Annotated in this window: 19 protein-coding genes and 1 pseudogene; 16 read left to right on the top strand and 4 right to left on the bottom strand. The window is 41.7% G+C overall.

All coding sequences use genetic code 11. The features are described 5' to 3' along the window. Positions 1 to 13 precede the first annotated feature (13 nt). From EQJ87_RS03160 to EQJ87_RS03150, 3 genes are all read left to right on the top strand, one after another. Complete coding sequence (locus EQJ87_RS03160) at positions 14 to 1,423, top strand: PTS sugar transporter subunit IIC (protein ID WP_130123297.1); 1,410 nt, start codon at positions 14 to 16, stop codon at positions 1,421 to 1,423. Positions 1,424 to 1,446: 23 nt separating this feature from the next. Next, positions 1,447 to 2,808, top strand: coding sequence for a glycoside hydrolase family 1 protein (locus tag EQJ87_RS03155; RefSeq protein WP_130123296.1), 1,362 nt, complete (start codon positions 1,447 to 1,449; stop codon positions 2,806 to 2,808). Positions 2,809 to 2,984: 176 nt separating this feature from the next. After that, on the top strand, positions 2,985 to 3,788 hold the full coding sequence (locus tag EQJ87_RS03150) for an alpha/beta fold hydrolase (protein ID WP_130123295.1): 804 nt from the start codon (positions 2,985 to 2,987) through the stop codon (positions 3,786 to 3,788). Positions 3,789 to 3,871: 83 nt separating this feature from the next. Here EQJ87_RS03150 and EQJ87_RS03145 read toward each other — a convergent pair whose 3' ends face one another. Continuing rightward, positions 3,872 to 4,243: an iron-sulfur cluster biosynthesis family protein gene (locus EQJ87_RS03145; RefSeq protein WP_130123294.1), complete on the bottom strand. Its 372-nt coding sequence runs from the start codon at positions 4,241 to 4,243 to the stop codon at positions 3,872 to 3,874. Between the two features lie 147 nt (positions 4,244 to 4,390). On the opposite strand from EQJ87_RS03145, the gene EQJ87_RS03140 reads away from it, so the two are divergent. From EQJ87_RS03140 to EQJ87_RS03110, 7 genes are all read left to right on the top strand, one after another. Continuing rightward, positions 4,391 to 4,753, top strand: coding sequence for a hypothetical protein (locus EQJ87_RS03140; RefSeq protein WP_130123293.1), 363 nt, complete (start codon positions 4,391 to 4,393; stop codon positions 4,751 to 4,753). 355 nt (positions 4,754 to 5,108) lie between these two features. Beyond that, positions 5,109 to 7,148, top strand: a complete 2,040-nt coding sequence (locus tag EQJ87_RS03135; protein WP_130123292.1) for an NAD(P)/FAD-dependent oxidoreductase — start codon at positions 5,109 to 5,111, stop codon at positions 7,146 to 7,148. A 114-nt stretch (positions 7,149 to 7,262) separates the two neighbouring features. Further along, positions 7,263 to 7,934 (top strand): L-serine ammonia-lyase, iron-sulfur-dependent subunit beta, encoded by a 672-nt coding sequence (gene sdaAB / locus EQJ87_RS03130; RefSeq protein ID WP_130123291.1) that lies wholly within the window; start codon positions 7,263 to 7,265, stop codon positions 7,932 to 7,934. 25 nt (positions 7,935 to 7,959) lie between these two features. Further along, positions 7,960 to 8,823, top strand: coding sequence for an L-serine ammonia-lyase, iron-sulfur-dependent, subunit alpha (gene sdaAA / locus EQJ87_RS03125; protein ID WP_130123290.1), 864 nt, complete (start codon positions 7,960 to 7,962; stop codon positions 8,821 to 8,823). 113 nt (positions 8,824 to 8,936) lie between these two features. Further along, complete coding sequence (locus tag EQJ87_RS03120; RefSeq protein WP_130123289.1) at positions 8,937 to 9,386, top strand: CopY/TcrY family copper transport repressor; 450 nt, start codon at positions 8,937 to 8,939, stop codon at positions 9,384 to 9,386. 18 nt (positions 9,387 to 9,404) lie between these two features. Next, complete coding sequence (locus EQJ87_RS03115) at positions 9,405 to 9,605, top strand: heavy-metal-associated domain-containing protein (RefSeq protein ID WP_130123288.1); 201 nt, start codon at positions 9,405 to 9,407, stop codon at positions 9,603 to 9,605. A gap of 196 nt (positions 9,606 to 9,801) precedes the next feature. Beyond that, positions 9,802 to 11,985, top strand: coding sequence for a heavy metal translocating P-type ATPase (locus EQJ87_RS03110; RefSeq protein ID WP_130124574.1), 2,184 nt, complete (start codon positions 9,802 to 9,804; stop codon positions 11,983 to 11,985). Between the two features lie 87 nt (positions 11,986 to 12,072). Here EQJ87_RS03110 and EQJ87_RS03105 read toward each other — a convergent pair whose 3' ends face one another. From EQJ87_RS03105 to EQJ87_RS03095, 3 genes are all read right to left on the bottom strand, one after another. Then, positions 12,073 to 14,745 (bottom strand): YfhO family protein, encoded by a 2,673-nt coding sequence (locus EQJ87_RS03105; RefSeq protein WP_130123287.1) that lies wholly within the window; start codon positions 14,743 to 14,745, stop codon positions 12,073 to 12,075. Positions 14,746 to 14,829: 84 nt separating this feature from the next. Continuing rightward, positions 14,830 to 15,615 carry a DUF4931 domain-containing protein gene (locus EQJ87_RS03100; RefSeq protein WP_130123286.1) on the bottom strand — a complete coding sequence of 262 codons (786 nt, stop codon included), beginning with the start codon at positions 15,613 to 15,615 and terminating at the stop codon, positions 14,830 to 14,832. A gap of 72 nt (positions 15,616 to 15,687) precedes the next feature. Next, entirely contained in the window at positions 15,688 to 16,008 is a 321-nt protein-coding gene (locus EQJ87_RS03095) for a helix-turn-helix domain-containing protein (protein WP_223804491.1), read from the bottom strand. 418 nt (positions 16,009 to 16,426) lie between these two features. On the opposite strand from EQJ87_RS03095, the gene mnmA reads away from it, so the two are divergent. The 6 genes and pseudogenes from mnmA to uvrC all read left to right on the top strand — a co-directional run. Further along, positions 16,427 to 17,545, top strand: a complete 1,119-nt coding sequence (mnmA, locus tag EQJ87_RS03090; protein ID WP_130124573.1) for a tRNA 2-thiouridine(34) synthase MnmA — start codon at positions 16,427 to 16,429, stop codon at positions 17,543 to 17,545. A 123-nt stretch (positions 17,546 to 17,668) separates the two neighbouring features. Then, complete coding sequence (locus tag EQJ87_RS03085; RefSeq protein ID WP_130123284.1) at positions 17,669 to 18,208, top strand: hypothetical protein; 540 nt, start codon at positions 17,669 to 17,671, stop codon at positions 18,206 to 18,208. Between the two features lie 148 nt (positions 18,209 to 18,356). Next, complete coding sequence (rpsA, locus tag EQJ87_RS03080) at positions 18,357 to 19,583, top strand: 30S ribosomal protein S1 (protein WP_130123283.1); 1,227 nt, start codon at positions 18,357 to 18,359, stop codon at positions 19,581 to 19,583. Positions 19,584 to 19,752: 169 nt separating this feature from the next. Further along, positions 19,753 to 20,469 carry a nucleoside phosphorylase gene (locus EQJ87_RS03075; RefSeq protein WP_130123282.1) on the top strand — a complete coding sequence of 239 codons (717 nt, stop codon included), beginning with the start codon at positions 19,753 to 19,755 and terminating at the stop codon, positions 20,467 to 20,469. Positions 20,470 to 20,480: 11 nt separating this feature from the next. After that, positions 20,481 to 21,194, top strand: a complete 714-nt coding sequence (gene pnuC / locus EQJ87_RS03070) for a nicotinamide riboside transporter PnuC (protein WP_130123281.1) — start codon at positions 20,481 to 20,483, stop codon at positions 21,192 to 21,194. A 101-nt stretch (positions 21,195 to 21,295) separates the two neighbouring features. Further along, positions 21,296 to 23,233, top strand: a pseudogene (gene uvrC, locus EQJ87_RS03065) (excinuclease ABC subunit UvrC); the annotation flags it as partial.

The raw sequence follows: 23,233 nt of genomic DNA, 5'->3' as shown, positions 1-23,233 counted from the left end.
ATTGGAGGTTTTTATGAATAATTTCATAAATAATAAAGTGCTGCCGCCTGTCATGAAGTTTGTTAACACAAAAGCCATGACTGCCTTGAAAAATGGGATGCTTTACGCCATGCCATTCATTATTGTGGGGTCGATTTTCCTGATTTTGGCAAATATTCCGATTACACCAGTCGCTGATTATTTGAGTAAAACGGGTTGGTCACCGATTTTTAGTCAAGCTTATGCCATGTCCTTTGGGATTTTAGCCATTTGGGCGGTTGTTGGGATTGCTTACTGCTGGTTGCAAGATTCTGGAATGCAAGATAAAGCTTTACCAGCTGGGTTGACTGCCTTGTCAGCATTTTTCATCGTTCAAACTTTGTCTGTGGCAAATCCTATCAGTTCTATTTTGACTGCTGGAGCTGCTGATGGATCTGTCAGTGCTGCTCAAGCAAGTACAGCCTTCAACCAGTTGCCAAAAGCGATGCAAGCAATTCTTGATTCGCCTGTTACTGGGGTTTTGAACTTGACTTGGCAAGGTGGACAAGGAATGATTTCAGCCATTTTGATTGGTTTATTAACAGGTTGGGCTTACACGGCTATGATTAATGCCGGTTGGAAAATTACCATGCCTGAACAAGTCCCAGCAAATGTTGCCAATCAATTTACCTCAATGATTCCGTCTGGCGTGATTATCATCGCAGCGACTGCCATTTATGCGCTGTTTGATAAAATCGGACATACTAGCTTGCCTGAGCAAATTTACACTTGGTTGCAACAACCTCTGCAACATTTGGGCGACTCCTATATCGGAATTATCGTGATTGCGCTCCTAGTGCCATTCTTCTGGTTCTTTGGGGTACATGGTGGGATTATCATGGGTGCCATTACAGGAGCTTTCCTCATTCCAAATACGGCGGACAATGCTGCTCTTTGGAAAGCGGGCGATTTGTCATTGGCTAATGGTGCGCACATCGTCACTAACGAATTTTATAATAATTTCATTAATTTGACAGGTTCTGGGATTACTTTTGGTCTGATTATTTTCACCCTTTTCTTTGCTAAATCTCAACAAATGAAAGCCATTGGTAAGGTTGAGTTGGTTCCTGGTTTGTTCAATATCAATGAGCCTTTCCTCTTTGGTTTGCCTCTGGTCTTGAATCCAATCTTGGCCCTGCCTTTCTTCTTAGTGCCTGTGGTGGTGGCAACGACAGTATACGGTGCGATTTATTTCCACATCGTCCCACCGATGAACGGGGTTGCTGCACCTTGGACAACACCTCCAATTATCTCTGGTTTCTTAATCGGTGGTTGGCAATATGCGCTCCTGCAAGCCGTTGCACTCCTTGAATCTGTCTTGATTTACTTGCCATTTGCTCGTAAATATGACAAAGTGCTGATGCAAGAAGAAGCAGCAAACGAAGCAGAAGCTACTCAAGCTTAAAAATAACAAGAAAAGGGGAACACATGAAAAAAGAAATGCCAGAAGGTTTTTTCTGGGGAAATTCAAGCTCGTCCATGCAAACGGAAGGCGCTTGGAATGAAGGCGGCAAAGGCCCATCGGTTTACGATGTGGACACCGCAGGTCGCATCGCCAAAAACTGGCAGGTCACCAATGATAATTATCATGATTACAAGGGCGATTTGGACTTGATGCAAGCCATGAATATGAATATGTACCGTTTCCAGATTTCTTGGTCGCGAGTGGTGCCAGACGGTGATGGCGAGTTCAACGAAGAGGGCATTGCCTTTTACGGGCGGTTGATTGATGACCTGCTGGAGCGTGGCTTGGAGCCTATGATTTGCCTTTATCACTTCGATATGCCACTTAGCTTGGCAGAAAAATATAATGGTTTTCTCAGCCGGCACGTCACGTCCGCTTTCGTGCGATTTGGCAAAGAAATGATGCGCCGTTTTGCGGGTAAAGTCAAGTATTGGATTGTTTTCAATGAGCACAATCTTTATTTTGCTGATGGTTTTGAGCATTATTCGGGCGTTTTGAAAGAAGAATTGACCTTGTCTGATATGTACACGGTTTTTCATCACACCATGCTTGCCCACTGTGAACTAGCAGATTTCCTTCATCAAAATTCTGACGCAAAAATCGGTGGAATGCTGGCTACGACTGAGGTTTACCCTGCGTCTCCTGCGCCAAAAGATAATCTCTACCTGCGCAAATTCGATGAATTTTACAACCGCAATCTCTGTGATGTTTATGCTTTTGGTCATTATTCTCATGAAGTCCTGACCTTTGCGAAGAATCATGAGATTGACATGGATTTTCAGGCTGGAGATGAGGAAATTTTAAGAAAGGGAATTTCAGATTTCATTTCATTCTCATACTATCGCTCGGTTTTGTTGGACGCGACAGATTTGACAGACGATGATGCGCCAAATTCTTACCTGACGAAAGGCATGAAACTTAATCCCCTTTTGGAGCATAATCAATGGGATTGGTCAATTGATCCGGATGGTTTCAGACGGCTTTTGGGCAAGCTTTACAATGAATTCGGTCTACCCGTTTTTCCGATTGAAAACGGCATTGGGCAAGAAGAAAAGTGGGACGGTGTGAATGAAATTGTCGATGATTTGCGCATTCGCTACCACCGTGAACATTTGAAGGCGATGCAAGCAGCTATCTTTGTTGATGGTGTGGAAGTGCTGGGCTATTTGGGCTGGGGCTTGATTGACATTCCCGCCTCATCAGGGGCAATCAATAAGCGCTATGGTGCCGTGTATGTCGCACCAGACACTCACGAACGGATTCCTAAAAAATCATTCCGTTGGTTCCAACAAGTTTTTGGAGCCAATGGCGACAATTTGTCATGAAAAAATGCTGACGGATTGACCAAATTACTGACGAAAATGCGTTTTGCCAGAGAAATTGCTGACGAAACGAGCAAATTAACCAAACTGACCCTTTTGAAAGCGAAGTTTCAATCTGCCCTTGTTGGCAGATTTTTTGCTACAATAAAAACAGTAAAAAAGTGTGAAAGGAAATAAAAATGCCTTTTTTTACAACAAATGATTCAGTGAAAATCAATTTTCATGATTATGGAAATCAAACTGCGCAGGCTTTGGTTTTGATTGGTGGTTATTCGGCGAGTGAGGTGACTTGGTTTGCGCAAATTGATGCTTTTGTGGCGGCGGGCTATCGGGTGATTACCTATGATCACCGCTCGCATGGCGATTCGCAGCAGGTGGATTATGGCATGACCCTACATCGTTTGGCAATGGATTTGCATGAACTTATGGCTGAGCTTGAGCTTAGTCAGCCTATTTTGCTAGGCCATTCAATGGGGGCAGCGACGATTATGGCTTACGAGGAATTATTTACTGACGAAAAGCTATCAGCGGTCATTACGGAGGATCAGGCGCCCACTTTTTTGAAAGATGAAAGTTGGCTCAATGGACAAGCAGGTAGAACTTTAGCGGAATTAGAAACATTTATCGAGGATTTTCCAAAGACACGCTTGACACAAAAAACGCTCTCTGATGATGTCAAGCGGGCGCTGGGTCGAGGAATGAAATTCTTTGATTTCAAACGACATCGCGCTCTTTTACAAAATGTCATTTTGCAAGATTGGCGCGCTCAGCTTCAGCAGGAAAAAGTGCCTCATCTCTTTTTTGCGGGTGGAAAATCACCAATTTTCCCAGTTGTCCAATCACAAGCCGCGCGTGATTTACAAAAAAATCCACAGTCAGAAATTCAGGTTTTTGCAGACTGTGGCCATATTTTACACCTTGAAGAAACGCAAAAATTCAACCATTCGGTGATTGAATTTCTAAAAAAACTAAAAAAAGACTGACGGATCAGTCTTTTTTTTGCTGCCGACATTTTCGTCAGCATTTTCTCTGACAAATGAACTTTCGTCAGTAAATTCTCTGGCTTTTAGTGGACAGCAGTCACAATTTTATGTCGATAATCCACAAGTTCAATGTGTGGTGCAATCAATTCGCCTCGTCCCATGATTTCGATGAGCCCATTAGCGGTCGTTCGGACAGTCATCTCCTCATCAAAATACATCATGCCCCATTTTTTGCAGAAAAATTTGCCCAATGCAGAATCAAGCTGCCCATCAAAAACGGCTGGCACGCTACCCTTATCCACAGCGACGATGCGATAACGTGTGATCCCGCAACAGGAACTTCCAACGACTTCCTCGCTCAAAGTGTGATCGAAATCTAAGACAAAATCTACCGCAGAATCTGCTGTCAGCGCCAGTAACTGCTGAGTTACAGCTGCATCAAATGTAATTTTCATATCCTATCTCCAAACTAATTCTTATTTTAGCAAAGAAATAAAAATATATCTAACGATTGGTTCATGAGAATAAAATAATTATCATCTCATTTCGTTCTCATAGAAATCTTTGATAAAATAGAATTAACAAACGAAAGGAGATTTCTCATGAGACACAGAAATATGGAAATCCAAAAAATCCCAGCCCAACCCCTCGCAAAAGCACTCACAAAGCCTCAAATGGAAACAGCCGTGATGAAGCTTGTAGTGGATAGCTATCTCTACGGCGCACAGACCTGTGAAGTCTGCGACGGGAAAATTCTTGGTGTCAGCATTCACCACGGTGCCTATGACAGCATCCATCTTTTCATCAATGACCACCATAAAGTCACGGTAGAAGTTAGCCAAGGAATGAGCCGTATCACCGTCATGAAAGAAAAAAATATCGAAGATATTGACTACATTTTACCTTTCACAAAGTGTCTAGGAATCTCCGAAGGACAAGTTCTCGAAAACTATTCTAATAAATAAAAAAGAAAGCCAACGTTATGTTGACTTTTTTTGACTTCTCAAATTAAAGAATAATAATATATTTAATAAAAAACTCACCTAAAAGTTAACGAAAGCTCAAAAAACAACCAAAAAGTAAGCTCTCTCAATTTTGACAAGAAATTTTCTGGAAAATAAAAAAAGCCTTCCTCAGCTAGTAATCATAGGGCTTAGCACAAATTCTAAAAATGATAAAATAATTTGCTTACAAAATAAGAAAGCCGAAAATTAAGCCCAAAATAAGCATTTTCGTATTGTAATAGTTTACAAACACTTCCAAAAAAGATATAATAAACCCTGACATTATTATTCACAAAAAGTAGGAGGCCAAAGTTAAATGGCTAAGAAAAAAATTGTCGTCGTCGGCGGTGGGGTCGCAGGACTTCATGCTGTTCGAGAGCTTTCTAAAAAGCTCAAATCAGATGTTGACATTACACTGATTGACAAACATAGTTACCACACCACAATGACCCAACTTCACGAAGTTGCTGCGGGTCGGATTCCTTTCACAACGGTTCAATACGATTACCAAAAACTTTTGGGCAAGCGTAAAAATATCAGCATTGTGACTGATTCTGTGGTCAATCTTGATAAAACAAATAAAAAAGTTGTGACAAAACACGGCAGCTACGATTACGATTATGTTGTCGTTGCGCTTGGTGGTGAGCCAAACGACTTTGGTGTCCCAGGAGTTAAAGAACATGGTTTCACTCTTTGGTCACTTGAAGATGCCATGCGTATCAAGCGTCAATTAGAAACAGTTGTCCAATACGGCTCAACAGAAGTTGACGAAGAAAAACGTCGTGCACTTTTGACAATTTCTGTCGCAGGTTCAGGATTTACCGGTATCGAAATGGCTGGTGAATTGATTGATTGGCGTAAAAAAGTTTCAACAGACTGGAAGATTCCTGAAGAAGAAATCACAATCAATGTTGTTGAAATGATGCCAACGATTTTGAACACTTTGGATCGCAAGCAAGCTGATAAAGCTCATGCTTATTTGGAAAAGAAAAACGTCCATGTTTTACTTAACCACGGAATTACCGAAGTTGCCGAAGATCATATCAAAGTGAATGTGGGCGGACGCGACGAAGAAAAAGTTACCAAAGAAATTCCAACACACACCTTGATTTGGACAACAGGTGTTCAAGGAAACACAGGCGTTAAGACAGACCTCAACGAAACAGAACGCGCTCATCGCTTGCAAGCTAACCAATACATGGAAGCAATTGGTTTTGAAGGACAAGGAATCTATGTTGCAGGTGACGTCTCAGGTTACATCGAACCTGACACAGGACGCCCAACCCCTCAAATCGTTGAAGCAGCCGAACAAACGGGTCATACGGCAGCTGCAAATATTATTGCTGACATTAAAGGAACAGAGAAACACCAACACAAGAGTAAATACCAAGGAACAATGGTTTCTGTTGGTTCAACTTGGGGTGTTGCTAAGATTGGTAGCCTGCGTTTGACTGGTTTTTGGGCAATGTTGATGAAAAACATGGTCTACTTGCTCTACACTTTCCAAATTCGCTCAGCACACTATTTCTGGCGTTATGCTTTGAACGAGATTTTCCGTACAGAAGATGATCGTAACTTTATGCGCGGTCATGCTTCACGCCGTGGAAATGTACTTTGGGCCTTACCATTACGTTTGTTCTATGGTTTGATTTGGCTTTTGGACGCTGTGCCAAAAGTATTTGGGAATTCAGAACAATCTTGGATGGGCGACACTGTTAAGATTTCAACTTTCTTGAAATCAAGCGGTGGTTGGCTTGAAAAACCAGTTGCAAAAGCGGCTTCAGATGCAGCGGCCGGAGCAACAACAGCAAGTTCGACAACAGCATCAAGTGCTGCTGATGCGGCTGCTGGTGCGACAGGAGCAGCTTCAAGTGGCGCTCATGCTGCAGTTAGCCAACACGTTGGTTTCTGGGATAGCATTTTCCGTTCAACAACGGACGCTAACGGAGTAAAACACGTTTGGGGCTTGACTTACGAATACGGTACAATGCCAAAAACAACAACTGCTGGTGTTCCAGATTGGATGCAACCAATGATGAAATTCTTTGTACCAAACTACGAAGTAGCCCTTTGGTTGCAACGGATTATGTCAATTGTTGAATTGTTACTTGCGCTTGCCATTATCGCTGGTGCTTTCACCTTCATCGCCTCAGCGGCTACGGCTGGTTTGACCGTAATGTTTGCAACAACGGGAATGTTGACTTGGGTATCACTCTGGTACATTCCAGTTGCGATTGCATTGATGGGTGGTACCGGACGTGCCTTTGGACTTGATAAATGGATTCAACCTTGGATTCAAAAATTCCTCGGACAGCTCTGGTATGGTAAATCGCGCTCGATTTATAAAGGACGTTAAAATAAAATAGCTCTTTGGAGCTATTTTTTTGTGGCTGAAAATCGTGAAAATTTGTGGTATGATATTTGAGGATGCACTGGTTTTTTAGGCTGGAGCAGAACAATTGAGGTAAAAATGGATAATTTAAGATATAAAAGTGTTTTTGATATTATAGGTCCAGTGATGATTGGGCCATCGAGTTCGCATACAGCGGGAGCAGCACGGATTGGTAAGATCGTACGTTCTATTTTCGGTGAACTTCCAGAAAAATTAGAGATTCATTTGTACGAATCTTTTGCTAAAACTTATCGAGGACATGGGACGGATGTTGCGCTTGTCGCTGGTGTTTTGGGAATGGATACAGATGATGAACGTCTGCCAATGGCGCCACAGCTTGCTTTTGAACAAGGAATGGAAATTAGTTATGTCCCACATCCGGAAGAACGTGCAGAACATCCCAATACGGCACGTTTGGTTGCCAAAAAAGGAGACCGCACGATGACTGTGACAGGAATTTCTATTGGTGGGGGAATGATTCAGGTAACAGAATTGAATGGTTTTGATATTGCCATTTCAGCAGGCGTGCCAACTTTTGTCGTGATTCATGAAGATGTTCCAGGAATGATTGCGCGAGTATCAAGTGTTTTGTCGGAGCATCAAATCAATATTGCTCAGATGAATGTGACGCGTGAAGCCAAAGGTGAGAAAGCCATTATGATTTTAGAAGTTGATACACCCAATGTTGCACAGGTTATCGATGAAATGAAGTCGATTCCTCGCTTACACGCGGTGAATTTCTTTAACTAAGGGTAAGGGTCAAAAGGATTAAAAAATGTTTAAAAATATAGAAGAATTGATGGAAGATGCCAAAAATTATCCTTCAGTTGCAGAACTTATGATTGCAGTCGAAATCGAGCAAACTGGACGTGATCGCGCGCAAATTTGGTCACTTATGGAACGAAATTTGACAACTATGCTTGATTCGGTGGCCAAAGGGTTGCAGGGACAAAAATCGTTGACAGGTCTGACTGGTGGCGATGCGAAGTTGATGGAAGACTACATTCAGTCGGGCAAGAGCCTTTCAGGAGATGTGATTTTGGGTGCGGCTCGTGATGCAGTCGCGGTCAATGAGGTCAATGCTCAAATGGGCTTGATTTGTGCGACACCAACAGCAGGTTCTGCTGGGTGTTTGCCAGGGGTTTTGACGTCAGCGATTAAAACTTTGAACTTAACGCATGAGCAGCAGATTGAATTTCTTTTTACAGCGGGAGCTTTTGGGCTTGCAATTGCCAATAATGCTACAATCTCTGGGGCTGAGGGTGGTTGTCAAGCTGAAGTAGGTTCGGCTTCGGCAATGGCTTCGGCGGCTTTAGTTTTAGCAGCGGGTGGAAGCACTGAGCAAGCGGGTTATGCGATTGCTTTAGTTTTACAAAATATGTTAGGGCTGATTTGTGATCCAGTAGCCGGTTTGGTGGAAATTCCGTGTGTTCATCGTAATGCAATGGGAGCTTCACAAGCAATGATTTCGGCAGATATGGCACTGGCTGGTGTGAAAACAGTGATTCCAGTTGATGAAGTGGTTAACACCATGTATAATGTGGGACGGAGTCTGCCAGCTGCTTTTAGAGAAACAGCTGAGGGCGGTCTTGCTCAAACACCAACGGGTCGACGTGTGATGGAAGAAATTTTTGGTTAAAGATAAAAAGAATCAAATGTTGAAGTTTGATTCTTTTTCAGGTATAAAACTTGACTTTTTTTGTTTACACGTGTAAACTTAAATTATGAAAACAATTGGAGAGGGGGGAGAAGATGAACGAAGTAGAATTTAATGTTTCCAATGCTGAGTTGATTGTGATGCGAGTGATTTGGTCGTTGGGCGAGGCGCGTGTAGATGAGATTTATGCCCAAATTCCACAGAATTTAGAGTGGTCATTGGCGACGGTCAAAACCTTATTGGGGCGTTTAGTGAAAAAAGAGATGTTGAGTACGCAAAAAGAGGGGCGTAAGTTTATTTATAAGCCACTTATGGCGGAATGCACAGCAATTAACTTGATGGCTGAGGGACTTTTGGAAAAGGTCTGTGCGACTAAGCAGGTGAATATCTTGCAAGAGATGATTGAAAAATCAATGCTGACGGCTCAAGATATCGAATTACTCAAAACAACACTTGACACCAAAGAAGTGGTGGCTGAAAAACATTGTAATTGTTTGGAAAAACTGGGTGCTTGTGCTTGCAAGCATGAACAAATGATTGCTTAGTAAGAAAAGGAGAAAATTATGAAAGAAACATTGAAAATTTCAGGAATGACTTGTGATCACTGTGTGATGCACGTCACAGAAGCTCTGGAAGCGGTGAATGGCGTCGAAAAGGCTAAGGTTTCCTTGAAAAAAGAGCAGGCTGTGGTAAAATTTGATGCTCCAGCAGATTTGGCGAGTATGAAAGCTGCTGTTGAAGAAGCAGGCTACAAGGTGGTTTAAGAGTCTTTTAGTTTGTGGGTGTATTCTATTTATGTTAGAATATAAGTGTAAAACAAATCCCCAATATTGTTTTACATAATAATAACAGAGTCACTTTCGTTGTGAAACGAGAGTGATTTTTTTTGATTATAAATCCTTGACTTTTTACGTTTACAAATGTAAACTATAAATATAAAGAGAAACGGGAGGAGAAATGATGAGAAGTCAAACATTTGTGATTACGGGAATGACTTGTGCTAATTGTGTCAATACAGTCTCCAAAGCTTTGAATCACTCAGATAAAATTAAGGAAGCAACAGTCAATTTGGCGACGGAAAAAGCAAAAATTGTTGCTGACGAAACGATGACAGATGACGAAATCATTGCTTTGGTAGAAAAAGTGGGTTATGGAGCGATTGTTAATGACAAGGCCCATCAGGAGAAGATTGCGCAAGAAGCAGCTCGAAAAGCAAAGCATTTGCGCTGGTCTTTTTGGAGTGCTGTTATTTTGACCTTGCCTTTGGTGGTGGGGATGTTTGCAAAAACATTTGGTTTACATACGGACTGGGTAATGTTTTTGCATGAGCCGGTCTTGCAGCTTATTTTAGCAACGCCGGTGCAATTTGTGATTGGTTGGCGCTTTTATGTGGGGGCTTTTCACGCGTTGCGCAACAAATCGGCAAATATGGATGTCTTGGTGGCTTTGGGAACAACGGTGGCTTATCTGTCGAGCTTGATTTTGGCTGTTTTTATGGGACAAGAAAATGCGCTGAATTTTGAATCGTCGATGGTCATTATCACGCTGGTGGTCATGGGCAAGCTGCTGGAACATAATGCGAAGGAAAAAACGACACAGGCCATTACCGGTTTGATGTCGAGTCGGGCGACTTTTGTACATACCCAAGCGGGGGATTTGGCGATTGAAAAGGTGCAAACGGGCGAAGTGATTCGAGTTTTTGCTGGTGAGAAAGTGCCTTTGGATGCAATGATTTTGACGGGGCGTGCCTCTTTTGATGAGAGCATTCTTACTGGTGAGGCCTTGCCGGTCGTAAAGGCAGATGAGGAGGTCATTTTTGAAGGGACAATCAATCTGGACGGCGAAGTAAAAGCGGTTGTTGTGCATGATCTGAACGATTCAACGATTTCACGAATGGTGGAGATGATGAGTGAGGCGCAAGGGACGAAGCCCAACATTCAAAAATTGGCGGATAAGATTTCGGGAATTTTTGTACCAGTAGTGCTTGGGATTGCATTGGTGACGTTTGGGTTGACTTGGGCTGTGACGGGCGTTTTACTGACGGCAATCATGCACGCAGTTGCTGTTTTGGTCATTGCTTGTCCTTGTGCTTTGGGCTTGGCGACGCCAACGGCAATTATTTCTGGGACGGGGCTTGCGGCAAAAAATGGCTTGTTAATCAAGAATGCCAATGCTTTGGAACTGGCTGGCCTAGTGGAAACGGTCTTTTTTGACAAGACAGGAACGCTGACGACAGGTGAATTTGAGCTGACGGATTTCAAAGTGTTGTCTAAGATGAGAGAAAATGCTGACGAAAATCTTGTTCAAGGAGAAAATGCTGACGAAAACTTGCTGCTTGCTGAACAGGAGGCTTTCAAGATTTTGGCAAGTTTGGAGGCACATTCGAATCACCCTTTGGCCAAGTCGGTTCATTTTTCTGGTGAATTGTACGAGCCGACAGAGCTTGTGGAGCTCGCTGGACGTGGTTTGTCAGCGAAAATCAACGGAGAAACTTATTTTGCTGGAAATGATAAATTGATGGCAGAGCTGAATTTGTCTGTACCTGAAGGGACGGATACAGTGATTTATTTGGCTAAAAGAGGACAACTTTTGGCGCTGGCGACATTTGGCTCAAGTGTCAAAAAAGAAAGTTTGTCAACGATAAAAGGTCTGCAAAAACGCGGTTTGCGCGTGGTGATGTTGACCGGAGATAATGAAAAATCAGCCAAAAAAGTTCAAAAATTGCTCCAGTTGGATGAGGTGCAAGCAGGTTTGGCGCCAGAAGAAAAGGCTGAAATTGTCCAAAATACGCCACATTCGATGATGGTTGGTGACGGCATCAATGATGCGATTGCGCTGGCTTCAGCAACCGTGGGTCTGGCACTGGCGACGGGGTCAGATATTGCCATGGAAGCAGGCGATGTGACGGTGGTTGGCGGACAGTTGCACAAAATCGAAAGCTTTTTTGAAATCGCCAAAAAGACAATATTGAAGATTAAACAAAATTATTTTTGGGCTTTCATCTACAATATCATCGGGATTCCGCTGGCTGCTTTTGGTTTGTTGAACCCAATGCTTGCCGCAGCAGCCATGAGTTTATCGTCTGTTTCGGTCATTCTAAATTCACTACTTTTGACCAAGAAAAAAATAAAAAACGTTGATTGAGGCAACGTTTTTTTGCTGACGGAAATGCCATTTCAAGAAAAAATGCTGACGGAAATTTTCGTCAGCATTTTCTCTGATTAAAAGGAGCTAATCTGTGTTTTCGTCAGTATTTTGGGCAATTGGAAAGCTTTTTTGTCGCCGTTTGATGAGGAAATCATAGCTTACAAAAAGCAGAATGCCCGCACCGAAACACCAAATTCCTATTTTCAGACCATTGGGGAAGAATGAAAGTTTGAGCTGATGCTTGCCAGCCGGCACAGCGACTTTCATGAATCCATTTTGCGCCCGAACCAGTGGAACTTTCTTGCCGTCAAGTTTTGCTGACCAGCCCTTATCATAAGGAATAGTCAGGAAAATATCGCCTTTTTGGGTTTGATTGTAGGTCAATTGAACACCGTTTTTTGTGAGTTTTGCTTGTGGACTCCGTGCTTTGAGCAAGGCCATTGTTTTGGCATAAGCTGCCGTGTCCAAGCGCCAGAATGAAGTAGTATCAAAAGTTACTTGCGAATTTTGTGGAAAAGCAAGGGTGACTTTGAGTTGTTTCTCCTGCGGAAAATAACCTAGATTAAATAAATTTCCCGTGTCATTTGTGCTGACATAATAACTTGCCAGACTGCGGGTCAGCTTAGGATTGGTCACGTCAGTGATAGTAATCAAAGCATTTTGAGCCGTGGTGCTGCCATAGCTAATATTCGGTACTGACAGATAGAGTTGGCTGTTCGCTGCCGCCGTAATCCCATAAGTCACCGAAACATCGGTGGCAGTAGAAGTCTCTTTGCGTGACAAAGTCACCGAATCGCCAGCACCCGTGATTTTATCCTCGGTTTTTTCACTGGTCGTGTAAAAAGGAGTAAAGAAAGTGGTAGAAGTTTTCGCTAGTGCATTGACCAAATCTGTTTGATTTTGCAAAATCGTCGCTGTTTTATCGCTGTCGCTCAAAGAGACAGCGTTGAAACCAGAAGGCACGAAAGTCCCTAGACTCAGCGCGTACTCATTTTGGCTGAGTGCGGCATAAGTATTATCGATACTGACGGGGATAAAGCCAAATTTAGCCGGTTGCGCTTGATTGATATTATAGCGAATACCAAAAAGTGAATCCATTAGCAAAGTGTTGGCTGGATAGCGCAGGTTGAGATAGGTACTATCCGTGTGAAAACCCAGTTTGCCCATGACCGCACTTGCGTTACTATTGCGCACGGAAGAAAATTGCGACAGCGCATTGAAGCCAAATTTCATGCCATCATTAGCCGTATCGGGTGCCGTATTATCCGTTCTGGCAAAGCTTGAACCAGTCAATTGATTGATTTTTTGGGCCAGCGGGGCTAAGGTCTTGACCTGTTGCTCATAATAAGTACGACTGGCAAAATTCCATTCCTTTTGAATACCTTGCACCTGATAAATACTGTTAGCAGCCGCCTCAACCGTCACAAAAATAAAGAAAATGAAAACGAAAAGTCCTTTAGGAATCCAATTTCTCAAAGAATTGAGCGACAAGATGAAATAAGCCAAGCCGAATAAGCCCGTCAAAAGAACATTCACCGTGCGAATATACGGATAATGCCCAAAAAGCAAGCTGCTCAAATAAGCGCACAAAAGCAAGAAACTTATCACCAAGAGATGCCAGGTCTTAAATTCTTCCCAGCGTGACAGGCTCTCAAGCGCCAAAAGCACAAGAAGCAGACTGAACAAAAAAGCATAACGGTGCAAAAACATATTTGGCGAGTGCATCCCTTGCCAAAACAAGTCCAAGATTTGGAAATAAAACGAAGCCACCAAAAACGCAAGCACAGCCCCAAACGCAAGTTTGCTTTGCCAGCGGATTGACCGAGCAAAGAAAAAGAGAAGAGCCAGAGCAAGGGGCATCATGCCGACATAAATCATCGGGATCGCGTTAAATTGCGTGGTGTCATAGCTTCCGACAAAATTTTTGGCAAACAAATCAAACCAATGCGAATTGTCTGTGAAAAGTCCAGTTGTTTTGGAAAGGGCATCTGAATTGTTTGCCTTTAAATCAAGATACATCGGCAGCAACATCACCAAGCTTGATAGGCCAGCCAGCAGTGACGTCAGCAGAAAATCAGCAATTTTGCGCCAAGACCATGCCCCAAAAGTCAGACGAGCAAAGAAATAAAGCACCAAGAAAATGGCAATCATGAACCCAAAATAATAATTTTGAATAAATAAAATCAATAAACTCACAAAATAAAGCCAGCGTTTCCCAGCATCCATGAGCGAATGCAGCCCCCACATAATCAAGGGCAACAAGATGAAAACGTCCAACCACATGATGATTTCCAGCTGCGAAGTCAGAAAACTCATCAAAGCAAAAGCCGTACTCAAGCTCAGAACCAAAAGCGTTGACAGTTTTTGATACATTTGTTTGAAACTCACAAAACCTGATAAGCCAATCAGCCCAAACTTGAGCAAGGTCAACAAATAAAGAGCATCTGGCATACTTTTGAGATCAAAGAAAAAAGTCAGCGGCATGAGAAAGCTACCCATATAATATGCCGAAAAAGCATAAAGATTTAGCCCTAAACCGCTGGTGAACGTATAGAAAAAACCTTGAGTTCCCGCCGAATGTAAAATATTGCGATAAAGCGCGTGAATCGCCACATACTGATGATAAGCGTCACCCGCCAAAATAGACCGCGTGCTCCCCCAGTAAATCCCCGACAAAAACAGTGCCAATGCCATTAAGAGCAAAGGAATAAAAAAGCTAGCTAAAATACCCCATTTATTTTTCTTGATAAATTTCATGATTCTATTATAGCAAATCTAAGCTTATTTCAAGCTGATTTGCAGAGAAAATACTGACGAAAAGCAAAAAAATGCTGACGGATTTTATTCAACATTTTTTTCTAGTCTCATTTTGATTTCGTCAGCAATTTCTCTGAGTTTTTCTAGGCGATTGACCTGTGGAATCTTGTAGCCAATGTAGTAAGGCGACGTGATAAATCGTGGCACGATTTTACAGATATATTTCCCGTCTAAATGATGGAAAAATAAGTTATAAGAATCGCAGCGCCCGTCCATATAGTCGCTCATCAAATAGGCCGTGATTTCATGCACAAAATCTGCCAAATCCTCAACTTTGTCCAAGTCAGAAATCAAAACATTGAACTCCACAAAACCCATGATGGGCTCGGTTGAGAGCGTGACTGTAACACCATTTTTTCTGATTTCAACGCCTGTAAAATTCTCTGGAGAAATTTGCGCATAACCATCAAGATTTTTCAGCCCGACCACCTGCAAATGAGGGTGGCGCAAAGTTCCGCCAGAACGTGGCCCAAAGTTTTTGAACATCAAAACCGACTGGTAAAGCTCAGATTGAATCATCTCGTCCCAGCAGTCAAAAGCAAAACGGAAAACCGAGCGATTTTCAGCCGAGTCATAAGTTGAAATATCTCCTAAATGTTTATCAGACTCAATAATCACCGTCATTTCCGCGTCTTCGAGTGTAGGGAATTTATTTTTCAACCAAATTTTATGATCTGAAATCCGCAAAATATTCGTCAAATGTTCCGTATCACAAAAGGGACAGCGTGTTGAATTTTGTGGAGCTTGTGCATATTTAACCGCATTGATTTGCGTATTAAAGACTAAAGGGTTCATTGTGTTTTTGCTCATTTACTTATTATAGCACGCTTTTTACAGGCTGCTGCTTTTGACAAATCAAATTAAAAAACCTTGCGATAATTTTCACAAGATACCTTTTTCAAAGTTTTCTCGCCCCAATTTTCGTAAGGCGTAGTCTAAAAATTTTTGTTTGCTTTCCATTTTTAGGCTTTCAAAAAGCAAGATTGTTTTATCATAAGTATAACGCTCATCACGTCCGAGCAGATGCTCAGGAGCAACACCAAAATAATCTGCTAATTCCTTCAAACGTTTTGTGCTAGGATTTTTGCTATTCTGACGATAATTCGCAAGGGCATTTCTGGGATAGCCTAATTCTCGCTCAATTTGGTTGAAAGATTTATTAGAAGATTGGACTAATTTTGTCAATTGTTCGTGGAATGCCAAAGTAATTTTCCTGTACTCATTTATTTTCTGCCTTAAATCTTTAGCTTTTTCCAAAAGAATCACACTAAAGAATACAAGCATATCAATAGATTATAGCTTATTTTTCACTCATGTGCAACCTTAATTTTAAAAAAAACAGAATTATTAAATAAAAAAATAAAAATTAACTATCATCAACCGGCGAAATATGCTATACTTGATAAGTTACCTATTAAATTCAGCCTTCAACTGAAGAAACCAGCAAAAATCAGCCTTCAACTGATATTTTGTGTAACAAAAGCCAGAGAATTTACTGACGAAAAGCAAAAACTTACTGACGTAAGTCCTTTTGAACTTTCGTCAGCATTTTCTCTGACCTCAAATCAAAATAGAAAGAGATGGTGAAAAATTAATGGATAACACAAACAAAAATGGCAAAATGCCAGCACAAACTCGCGTCGTCGTCGGAATGTCCGGCGGTGTAGACAGCTCAGTCACAGCCCTGCTCCTCAAAGAACAAGGCTATGACGTCATCGGCGTTTTCATGAAAAACTGGGACGATACCGATGAAAATGGCGTCTGCACAGCGACAGAAGACTACAAAGACGTGGCAGCGGTAGCCGACCAGATTGGCGTTCCTTACTACTCCGTCAACTTTGAAAAAGAGTATTGGGATCGCGTTTTTGAATACTTCCTTGCCGAATATCGCGCAGGACGTACACCCAATCCCGATGTCATGTGCAACAAAGAAATTAAATTCAAAGCCTTTTTAGATTATGCGATGGAACTCGGTGCAGATTATGTGGCCACAGGTCACTACGCTCAAGTTAAAACAGACGAAAATGGCGTGGTTCATATGCTCCGTGGCGCGGACAATAACAAAGACCAAACTTATTTCCTTAGCCAACTCACCCAAGAACAACTTAAAAAGACCATGTTTCCTTTAGGTCACTTGGAAAAGCCAGAAGTACGTAAAATCGCTGAAAAAGCAGGACTTGCTACAGCCAAGAAAAAAGATTCCACAGGAATTTGCTTCATCGGTGAAAAGAACTTCAAAAATTTCCTCAGTGAATATCTCCCTGCTCAATCTGGGAAAATGATGACCCTTGATGGCGTTGAAATGGGAACTCACGCAGGCTTGATGTATTATACGATTGGCCAACGTGGCGGACTCGGGATCGGAGGCCAACACGGACAATTGACCAGTGATCCTTGGTTCGTTGTCGGAAAAGACCTGAAAACCAATACGCTTTATGTTGGACAAGGCTTCCACCACGAACACCTCTATTCAACCAGCCTTGATGCTAGCAACCTTAGCTTCACGCATGAAATGCCAGAAACTTTTGACTTGCACTGCACAGCCAAATTCCGCTATCGTCAAGCAGATACAGGCGTGACTATTCATGTCAATGGTGACAAAGTCACTGTTGATTTTGACGAACCTGTCCGTGCGATTACTCCAGGACAAGCCGTTGTCTTTTATGACGGTGAAGAATGTCTGGGAGGAGCACTCATTGACGTGGCCTACAAAGCTGCTCAAGTGATGCAATATCAATAAAATATAAAAACCTGTCGATAAAGGCAGGTTTTTTTCTTAAAAAATCAGCGTTTCATTTTAGTCGGAGAGTTACTCATGTTATAATTGTTTTGTAATCATTTTCTAATAATCAGAGGTAGATTTATGAAAAATATTAAAAAGAAAAAAATAGCTCTCTCCTTTTTAATCATTGCTGTAAGCTTAGTTTTTGTCATGTTGCTTGATTTTTCCCCAATCCGAAGCCAACCAGTAAAATCTAATAAAATTTTCATCAATTACAACGAACAAGAGCTGCAGCAACTGGAATATGACCAATTAGAACATGGTAATTTTTCCTCCCTCGAAGGAAATTGGAAAAGCAAAGATAAAAATTGGATACGCTTAGCAGTGGACAAAGGGGTTCTTATAGCCAAAGGAAAGCGATATTTTCTAAGTTTGGGAGGTAAGACAGAGTGGGGAATTCCTTATCTGAACAGCCGTCCCGAAAGCCCATACCGGCATTCAGCACAGCTTACTTTTTACCCCGAAGGAGCAAAAATCCCTGTCAGATTGCCCAATGGCAAGATTGATTACACGGGAAAACACGATCCGACCGACAAAAGTAAGGCACGGCTTTTGTTTTCTCAAACAATTTTGACTGCAGAAGGCTTACAAAAAAATGTATGTTATCGCAGAAATTTTTAAAAAGTTACACATTTTTGTAACATTTTAAAACCTGAAAAAATTTTTTACCATTTAAAAAAGAATAATCCTTTCCCAAAGCGATTTTTTATGGTATAATACTTTGTAAGGCTGTGTATCAGCCAAATTGTTGGAGGAATTTTTTTTACAAATGAACGAATTTGAAACACTATTAAACAGCGTTGAAGACGTTAAAGTACGCGACGTCGTTAAAGGCGAAATCCTTTCAGTCGAAAACGGGCAAGCAACTGTTGCCATCGTAGGAACTGGTGTCGAAGGTGTCCTTACGCTTCGCGAAATCACAAACGATAAAGATGCTGATATCAATACATTCGTTAAAGCTGGTGATGTTCTTGACTTACTCGTAATTAAACAAATCGTTGGTAAAGAAGCAGAAGGCGCAAACGTATACCTTCTTTCATTGAAACGTCTTGAAGCTCGCAAAGCTTGGACTCAATTGGAAGGCAAAGAAGGCGAAATCGTAACAGTTAAAGTTACTAAAGACGTTAAAGGCGGACTTTCAGTAGATTATAACGGTGTACGTGGATTTATCCCTGCATCTATGATCGATACCTACTTCGTAAAAGATACTAAGAAATTTGTCGGCGAAGAAATCGAAGCTAAAATCATCGAAGTTAACGCTTCAGAAAACCGCTTCATCCTTAGCCGTCGTGCTGTTGTTGAAGCTGAAGCAATCGAAATGCGCAAAGAAGCATTTGCTCAACTTCAAGAAGGCGATATCGTTGAAGGTACAGTTTCACGCGTAACTAACTTCGGTGCATTCGTTGACCTTGGTGGTATCGACGGATTGGTTCACGTTTCTGAACTTTCACATAACCGCATCAAACGTCCATCAGACGCCGTTAAACCTGGCGATGTTGTTAACGTTAAAATCTTGAAACTTGATCCAGAAGCTGGACGTCTTTCACTTTCACTTAAAGCAACTCAAGCTGGTCCTTGGGAACAAGTTGAAGAAAAAGCTCCAGTTGGCTCAACTGTTGAAGGAACTGTTAAACGTTTGACAGACTTCGGTGCCTTTGTTGAACTTTACCCAGGTGTTGAAGGACTTGTTCACGTTTCACAAATCTCTTGGGAACGTGTTGAAAATCCAAAAGACGTCCTTAAAGTTGGTCAAGTTGTGAACGTAAAAGTTCTCGACGTGAAACCAGAAGAAGAACGTATCTCACTTTCTATCAAAGCGCTTGAAGAAGCTCCTGCTCGTCCAGCTCGTAACAACGACAACGATGGCGAAAAACGTGACCGCAAACCTCGCGCACCACGTAAAGTTGCTAAACCTTCATACGATTTGCCAGAAACACAAGAAGGCTTCTCACTTGCTGACTTCCTCGGCGAAGACTTCGATATTAACGATTTGTAAGAAAAATTCAAAAATATCCTCGAAAAGACCCAGTTTGGGTCTTTTTTTGTCTTTGGAATACTGTATTGCTTTTTTTATTTAAAACGTAAAGAATAAAATAAGATTTTGTAAACATTTACAAAATAAAAGTTTTATAATGTAAGTTATAAAGATAAAGGAGCCTGACAAAATGCAAGAATTACAAGCCCATATTCAATTAACCAGAAGTGATGCAGCAGAAGATGCAATTATCGTGGGAGATCCTGCGCGGATTGACCAAGTCGCAAAACAGTTAACAAGCCCAGTTGAGCTAAAATATAATCGTGAATTTCGTTCAATTCGAGGCTCCTATAAAGGGAAAGCTATCCTTGCCCTCTCTACTGGGATTGGAGCACCTTCTGCGGCAATTGCTGTGGAAGAATTACATAATATTGGGATAAAACGGATTATTCGTGTGGGTTCAGCAGGGGCTTTGCAATCAAATGTTGAGCTAGGTCGTGCCATTATTGGTGAGGGTGCAGTTCGTGATGATGGACTGTCCAAAATGTATGTCCCAGAGCAATATCCTGCTGTTCCCTCTTCTGATTTGCTTGTGAAAGCAAAGGAAATTGCACCAGAAGCAGTCTACGGAATAATTCGTTCGCACGATGGTTTTTATATGGACGGAAACGAAAAAACACAAGCATTTTGGTCTAATTTTGGACTCGTGGGTGAAGATATGGAGTCAGGAGCTTTGATGACAGTTGGTCGTTTGCGAGGGATTGAAACTTTATCTATTTTAAACAATGTAGTCCTCTATGGAGAAGATTTACAAGCCGGAGTAAATGATTTGGTTGCAGGCGCTGAAAAAGTTGCACTTGGCGAAGAGCGCACCATTGAAATTGCTTTAGAAATTTTGAGTAAATGAAAGGAGAACAAATGACAAAAGATTCATGGCTTTTTAAGCAACTTTTTGCAAATTGGAAAAGATTCGAAGTCACTTATATTCTGATTTTATTGTTACTTCAAGTAGTGGTTTATATCATTGCTCCAGATTCTTTGATTGGGATGGTTTCGGGTCTTTTTGGAGTGCTTTGTTTGATTTATGGGATGAAAGGACGTAAAATTAATTTTGCCTTTGGACTTGTTCAGACGATTGCAATGACCTTGATTGCTTATCAGACACATTCTTGGATGAGTTTTGTTATGGGAATTTTCTATGTCTTATCGCAACCTGTGGGCTGGTTTTTCTGGGGACAAGATGATGCTATTCATGAATTTCAGCCTAAAACCCGTCGTTTAATTTTTGTTGGAGCTTTTGTTGCTTGGCTGATTGTCTGGGCAATTGATGCAGCATTGCAAGGACAGCTACCTTATTTTGACGCTTTAAATCTCATTATTCCTTTGATTGCTCAAGTACTTTATATCTTAAAATACAAAGAAAATTGGTCGCTTTGGATTGTTGTCAATACAGCAGCAGTGATTTATTGGACGGTTTTGACCGTACAGTTTGTGATGGGATTCAACACTCAAGGTCAGCTGGGAATGTATCTCTCGCAAGTCGCTTTGCAAGGGGCTCTCTTGTTTAATGCAATTTATGCCAATCGTGTTTGGGCAAGTGGGGAAGCCGACAATGAAGGTGGAGCGAAATAGAAGATAAAACTCTGTCTACGGATACGTCGACAGAGTTTTTTTCTAATAAAGTTAGTCATCATTTTTAGGTTGTCAGACCGCTTTTGTGTTAAAATAAGAGCATGAATCAAACCATCAAAGCAAAGCTGGAGCTGTTGCCAGACAGCCCCGGCTGTTATTTACATAAAGATAAAAATGGCACGGTCATTTACGTGGGTAAGGCGAAAAATCTGAAAAATCGCGTGCGCTCCTATTTTCACGGCTCGCACAATACTAAAACAGAACTTTTGGTGTCGGAAATCGAGGATTTGGAATGGATTGTGGTGGATTCCAACATCGAATCGCTAGTGCTAGAAATCAATCTCATCCAGCGCTACAAGCCTAAATACAACATCATGCTCAAGGATGACAAATATTATCCGTTCTTGAAAATCACCAATGAAAAATATCCGCGCTTGCTGGTCGTGCGCAAAGTGCAAAAGGACGGCGCTACTTATTTTGGCCCTTATCCTGATGTTCGGGCAGCAAATGAAGTCAAACGTCTGCTAGACCGCATTTTTCCTTTTAGAAAATGTGGCTTGAATGAGAAAAAAGTCTGTTTTTATTTCCACATTCATCAATGCCTTTGTCCTGTGGTCAATCATGTGGATCCGCAGGTTTTCAAGGATATGACAGCTGAAGTCAAGGAATTTTTGACGGGTTCTGATAAGAAAATTATTAAAGGACTTGAAGAAAAAATGCTGACGGCTTCTGGCAAAATGGAATTTGAGCAGGCGGCCGAATATCGCGATGTCATTCAAGCTATTGGTACCCTGCGCACCAAGCAGCGGGTCATGAATCAAGATCTCAAAGACCGTGATGTTTTCGGATATTATGTTGACAAAGGATGGATGTGTGTCCAAGTCTTTTTCGTGCGTCAAGGAAAGCTGATTCAGCGGGATGTCAATTTGTTTCCTTACTATAATGATGCTGAGGACGATTTTTTGACTTATATAGGTCAATTTTATCAGGATAATAATCATATGATGCCGCGTGAAATTTTTATTCCGCAAGACGTGGATAAAGCTTCTGTTGAGGCAGTTGTAGCCGCCAGCCAAGCAGAGAATTTGCTGACGAAAGCACAAGCACGAACAGTAGATGCTAGAGTTTTTACTGACAAAAAAGTCAAATTTACTGACCAAACTGATATTGAGCAATCCATTGTCAAATTAGACAAGGAATTATCGTCAGAAAAACGCTTATCAAGTTTGCTTGCTAAAACGCAGATTATCCAGCCGAGTCGTGGCGAGAAAAAGCAGCTGGTCAATATGGCGACCAAAAATGCACAAACGCAGTTACAGTTGAAATTTGATGTGGCGGAGCGAGATATTCTCAAAACCACCAAAGCTGTAGAAAATCTGGGCAAAACTCTTGGTATTCCTAAGCCAGTGCGCATTGAGTCTTTCGATAATTCGAATATCATGGGGACGTCACCTGTTTCAGCTATGGTCGTTTTCATTGATGGAAAACCCTCCAAAAAAGATTATCGAAAATATAAAATTAAAACAGTTGTTGGCGCAGATGATTATGCATCAATGCGTGAAGTCATGACACGTCGTTATTCTCGCGCCCTTCGGGAAGGAACACCACTGCCTGATTTGATTGCCATGGATGGTGGCGCAGGTCAAGTCAATATTGCTAAGCAAGTTTTACGAGAGTTGGGCTTGTCGCAAATTCCAGTGGCTGGGATGCAAAAAAATGATAAGCACCAAACTAGCGAATTGCTTTTTGGTGATCCCCTGAGTGTGGTACCTTTGTCTCGACGCTCACAAGAGTTTTTCTTGCTGACGCGTATTCAGGATGAAGTCCACCGCTTTGCCATTACTTTTCATAGACAGTTGCGAGGAAAAAATACATTTTCTAGCAAATTGGATGGCATCAGTGGCTTAGGGCCAAAACGTAAGCAAAAATTACTGACGACTTTCAAAAATTTGAAGGCGATTGAAGAAGCTACGGTGCAGGAAGTTGCTGATGCAGGTGTACCTTATGATGTTGCAGAGCGCGTCAAATTAACTCTGAGC

It is taken from the genome of Lactococcus sp. S-13 (assembly GCF_004210295.1).
In the GTDB taxonomy this organism is placed as follows: domain Bacteria; phylum Bacillota; class Bacilli; order Lactobacillales; family Streptococcaceae; genus Lactococcus.
The sequence above is the reverse complement of the archived record's forward strand: the minus strand, read 5'-3'. Positions and strand labels throughout refer to the sequence as shown.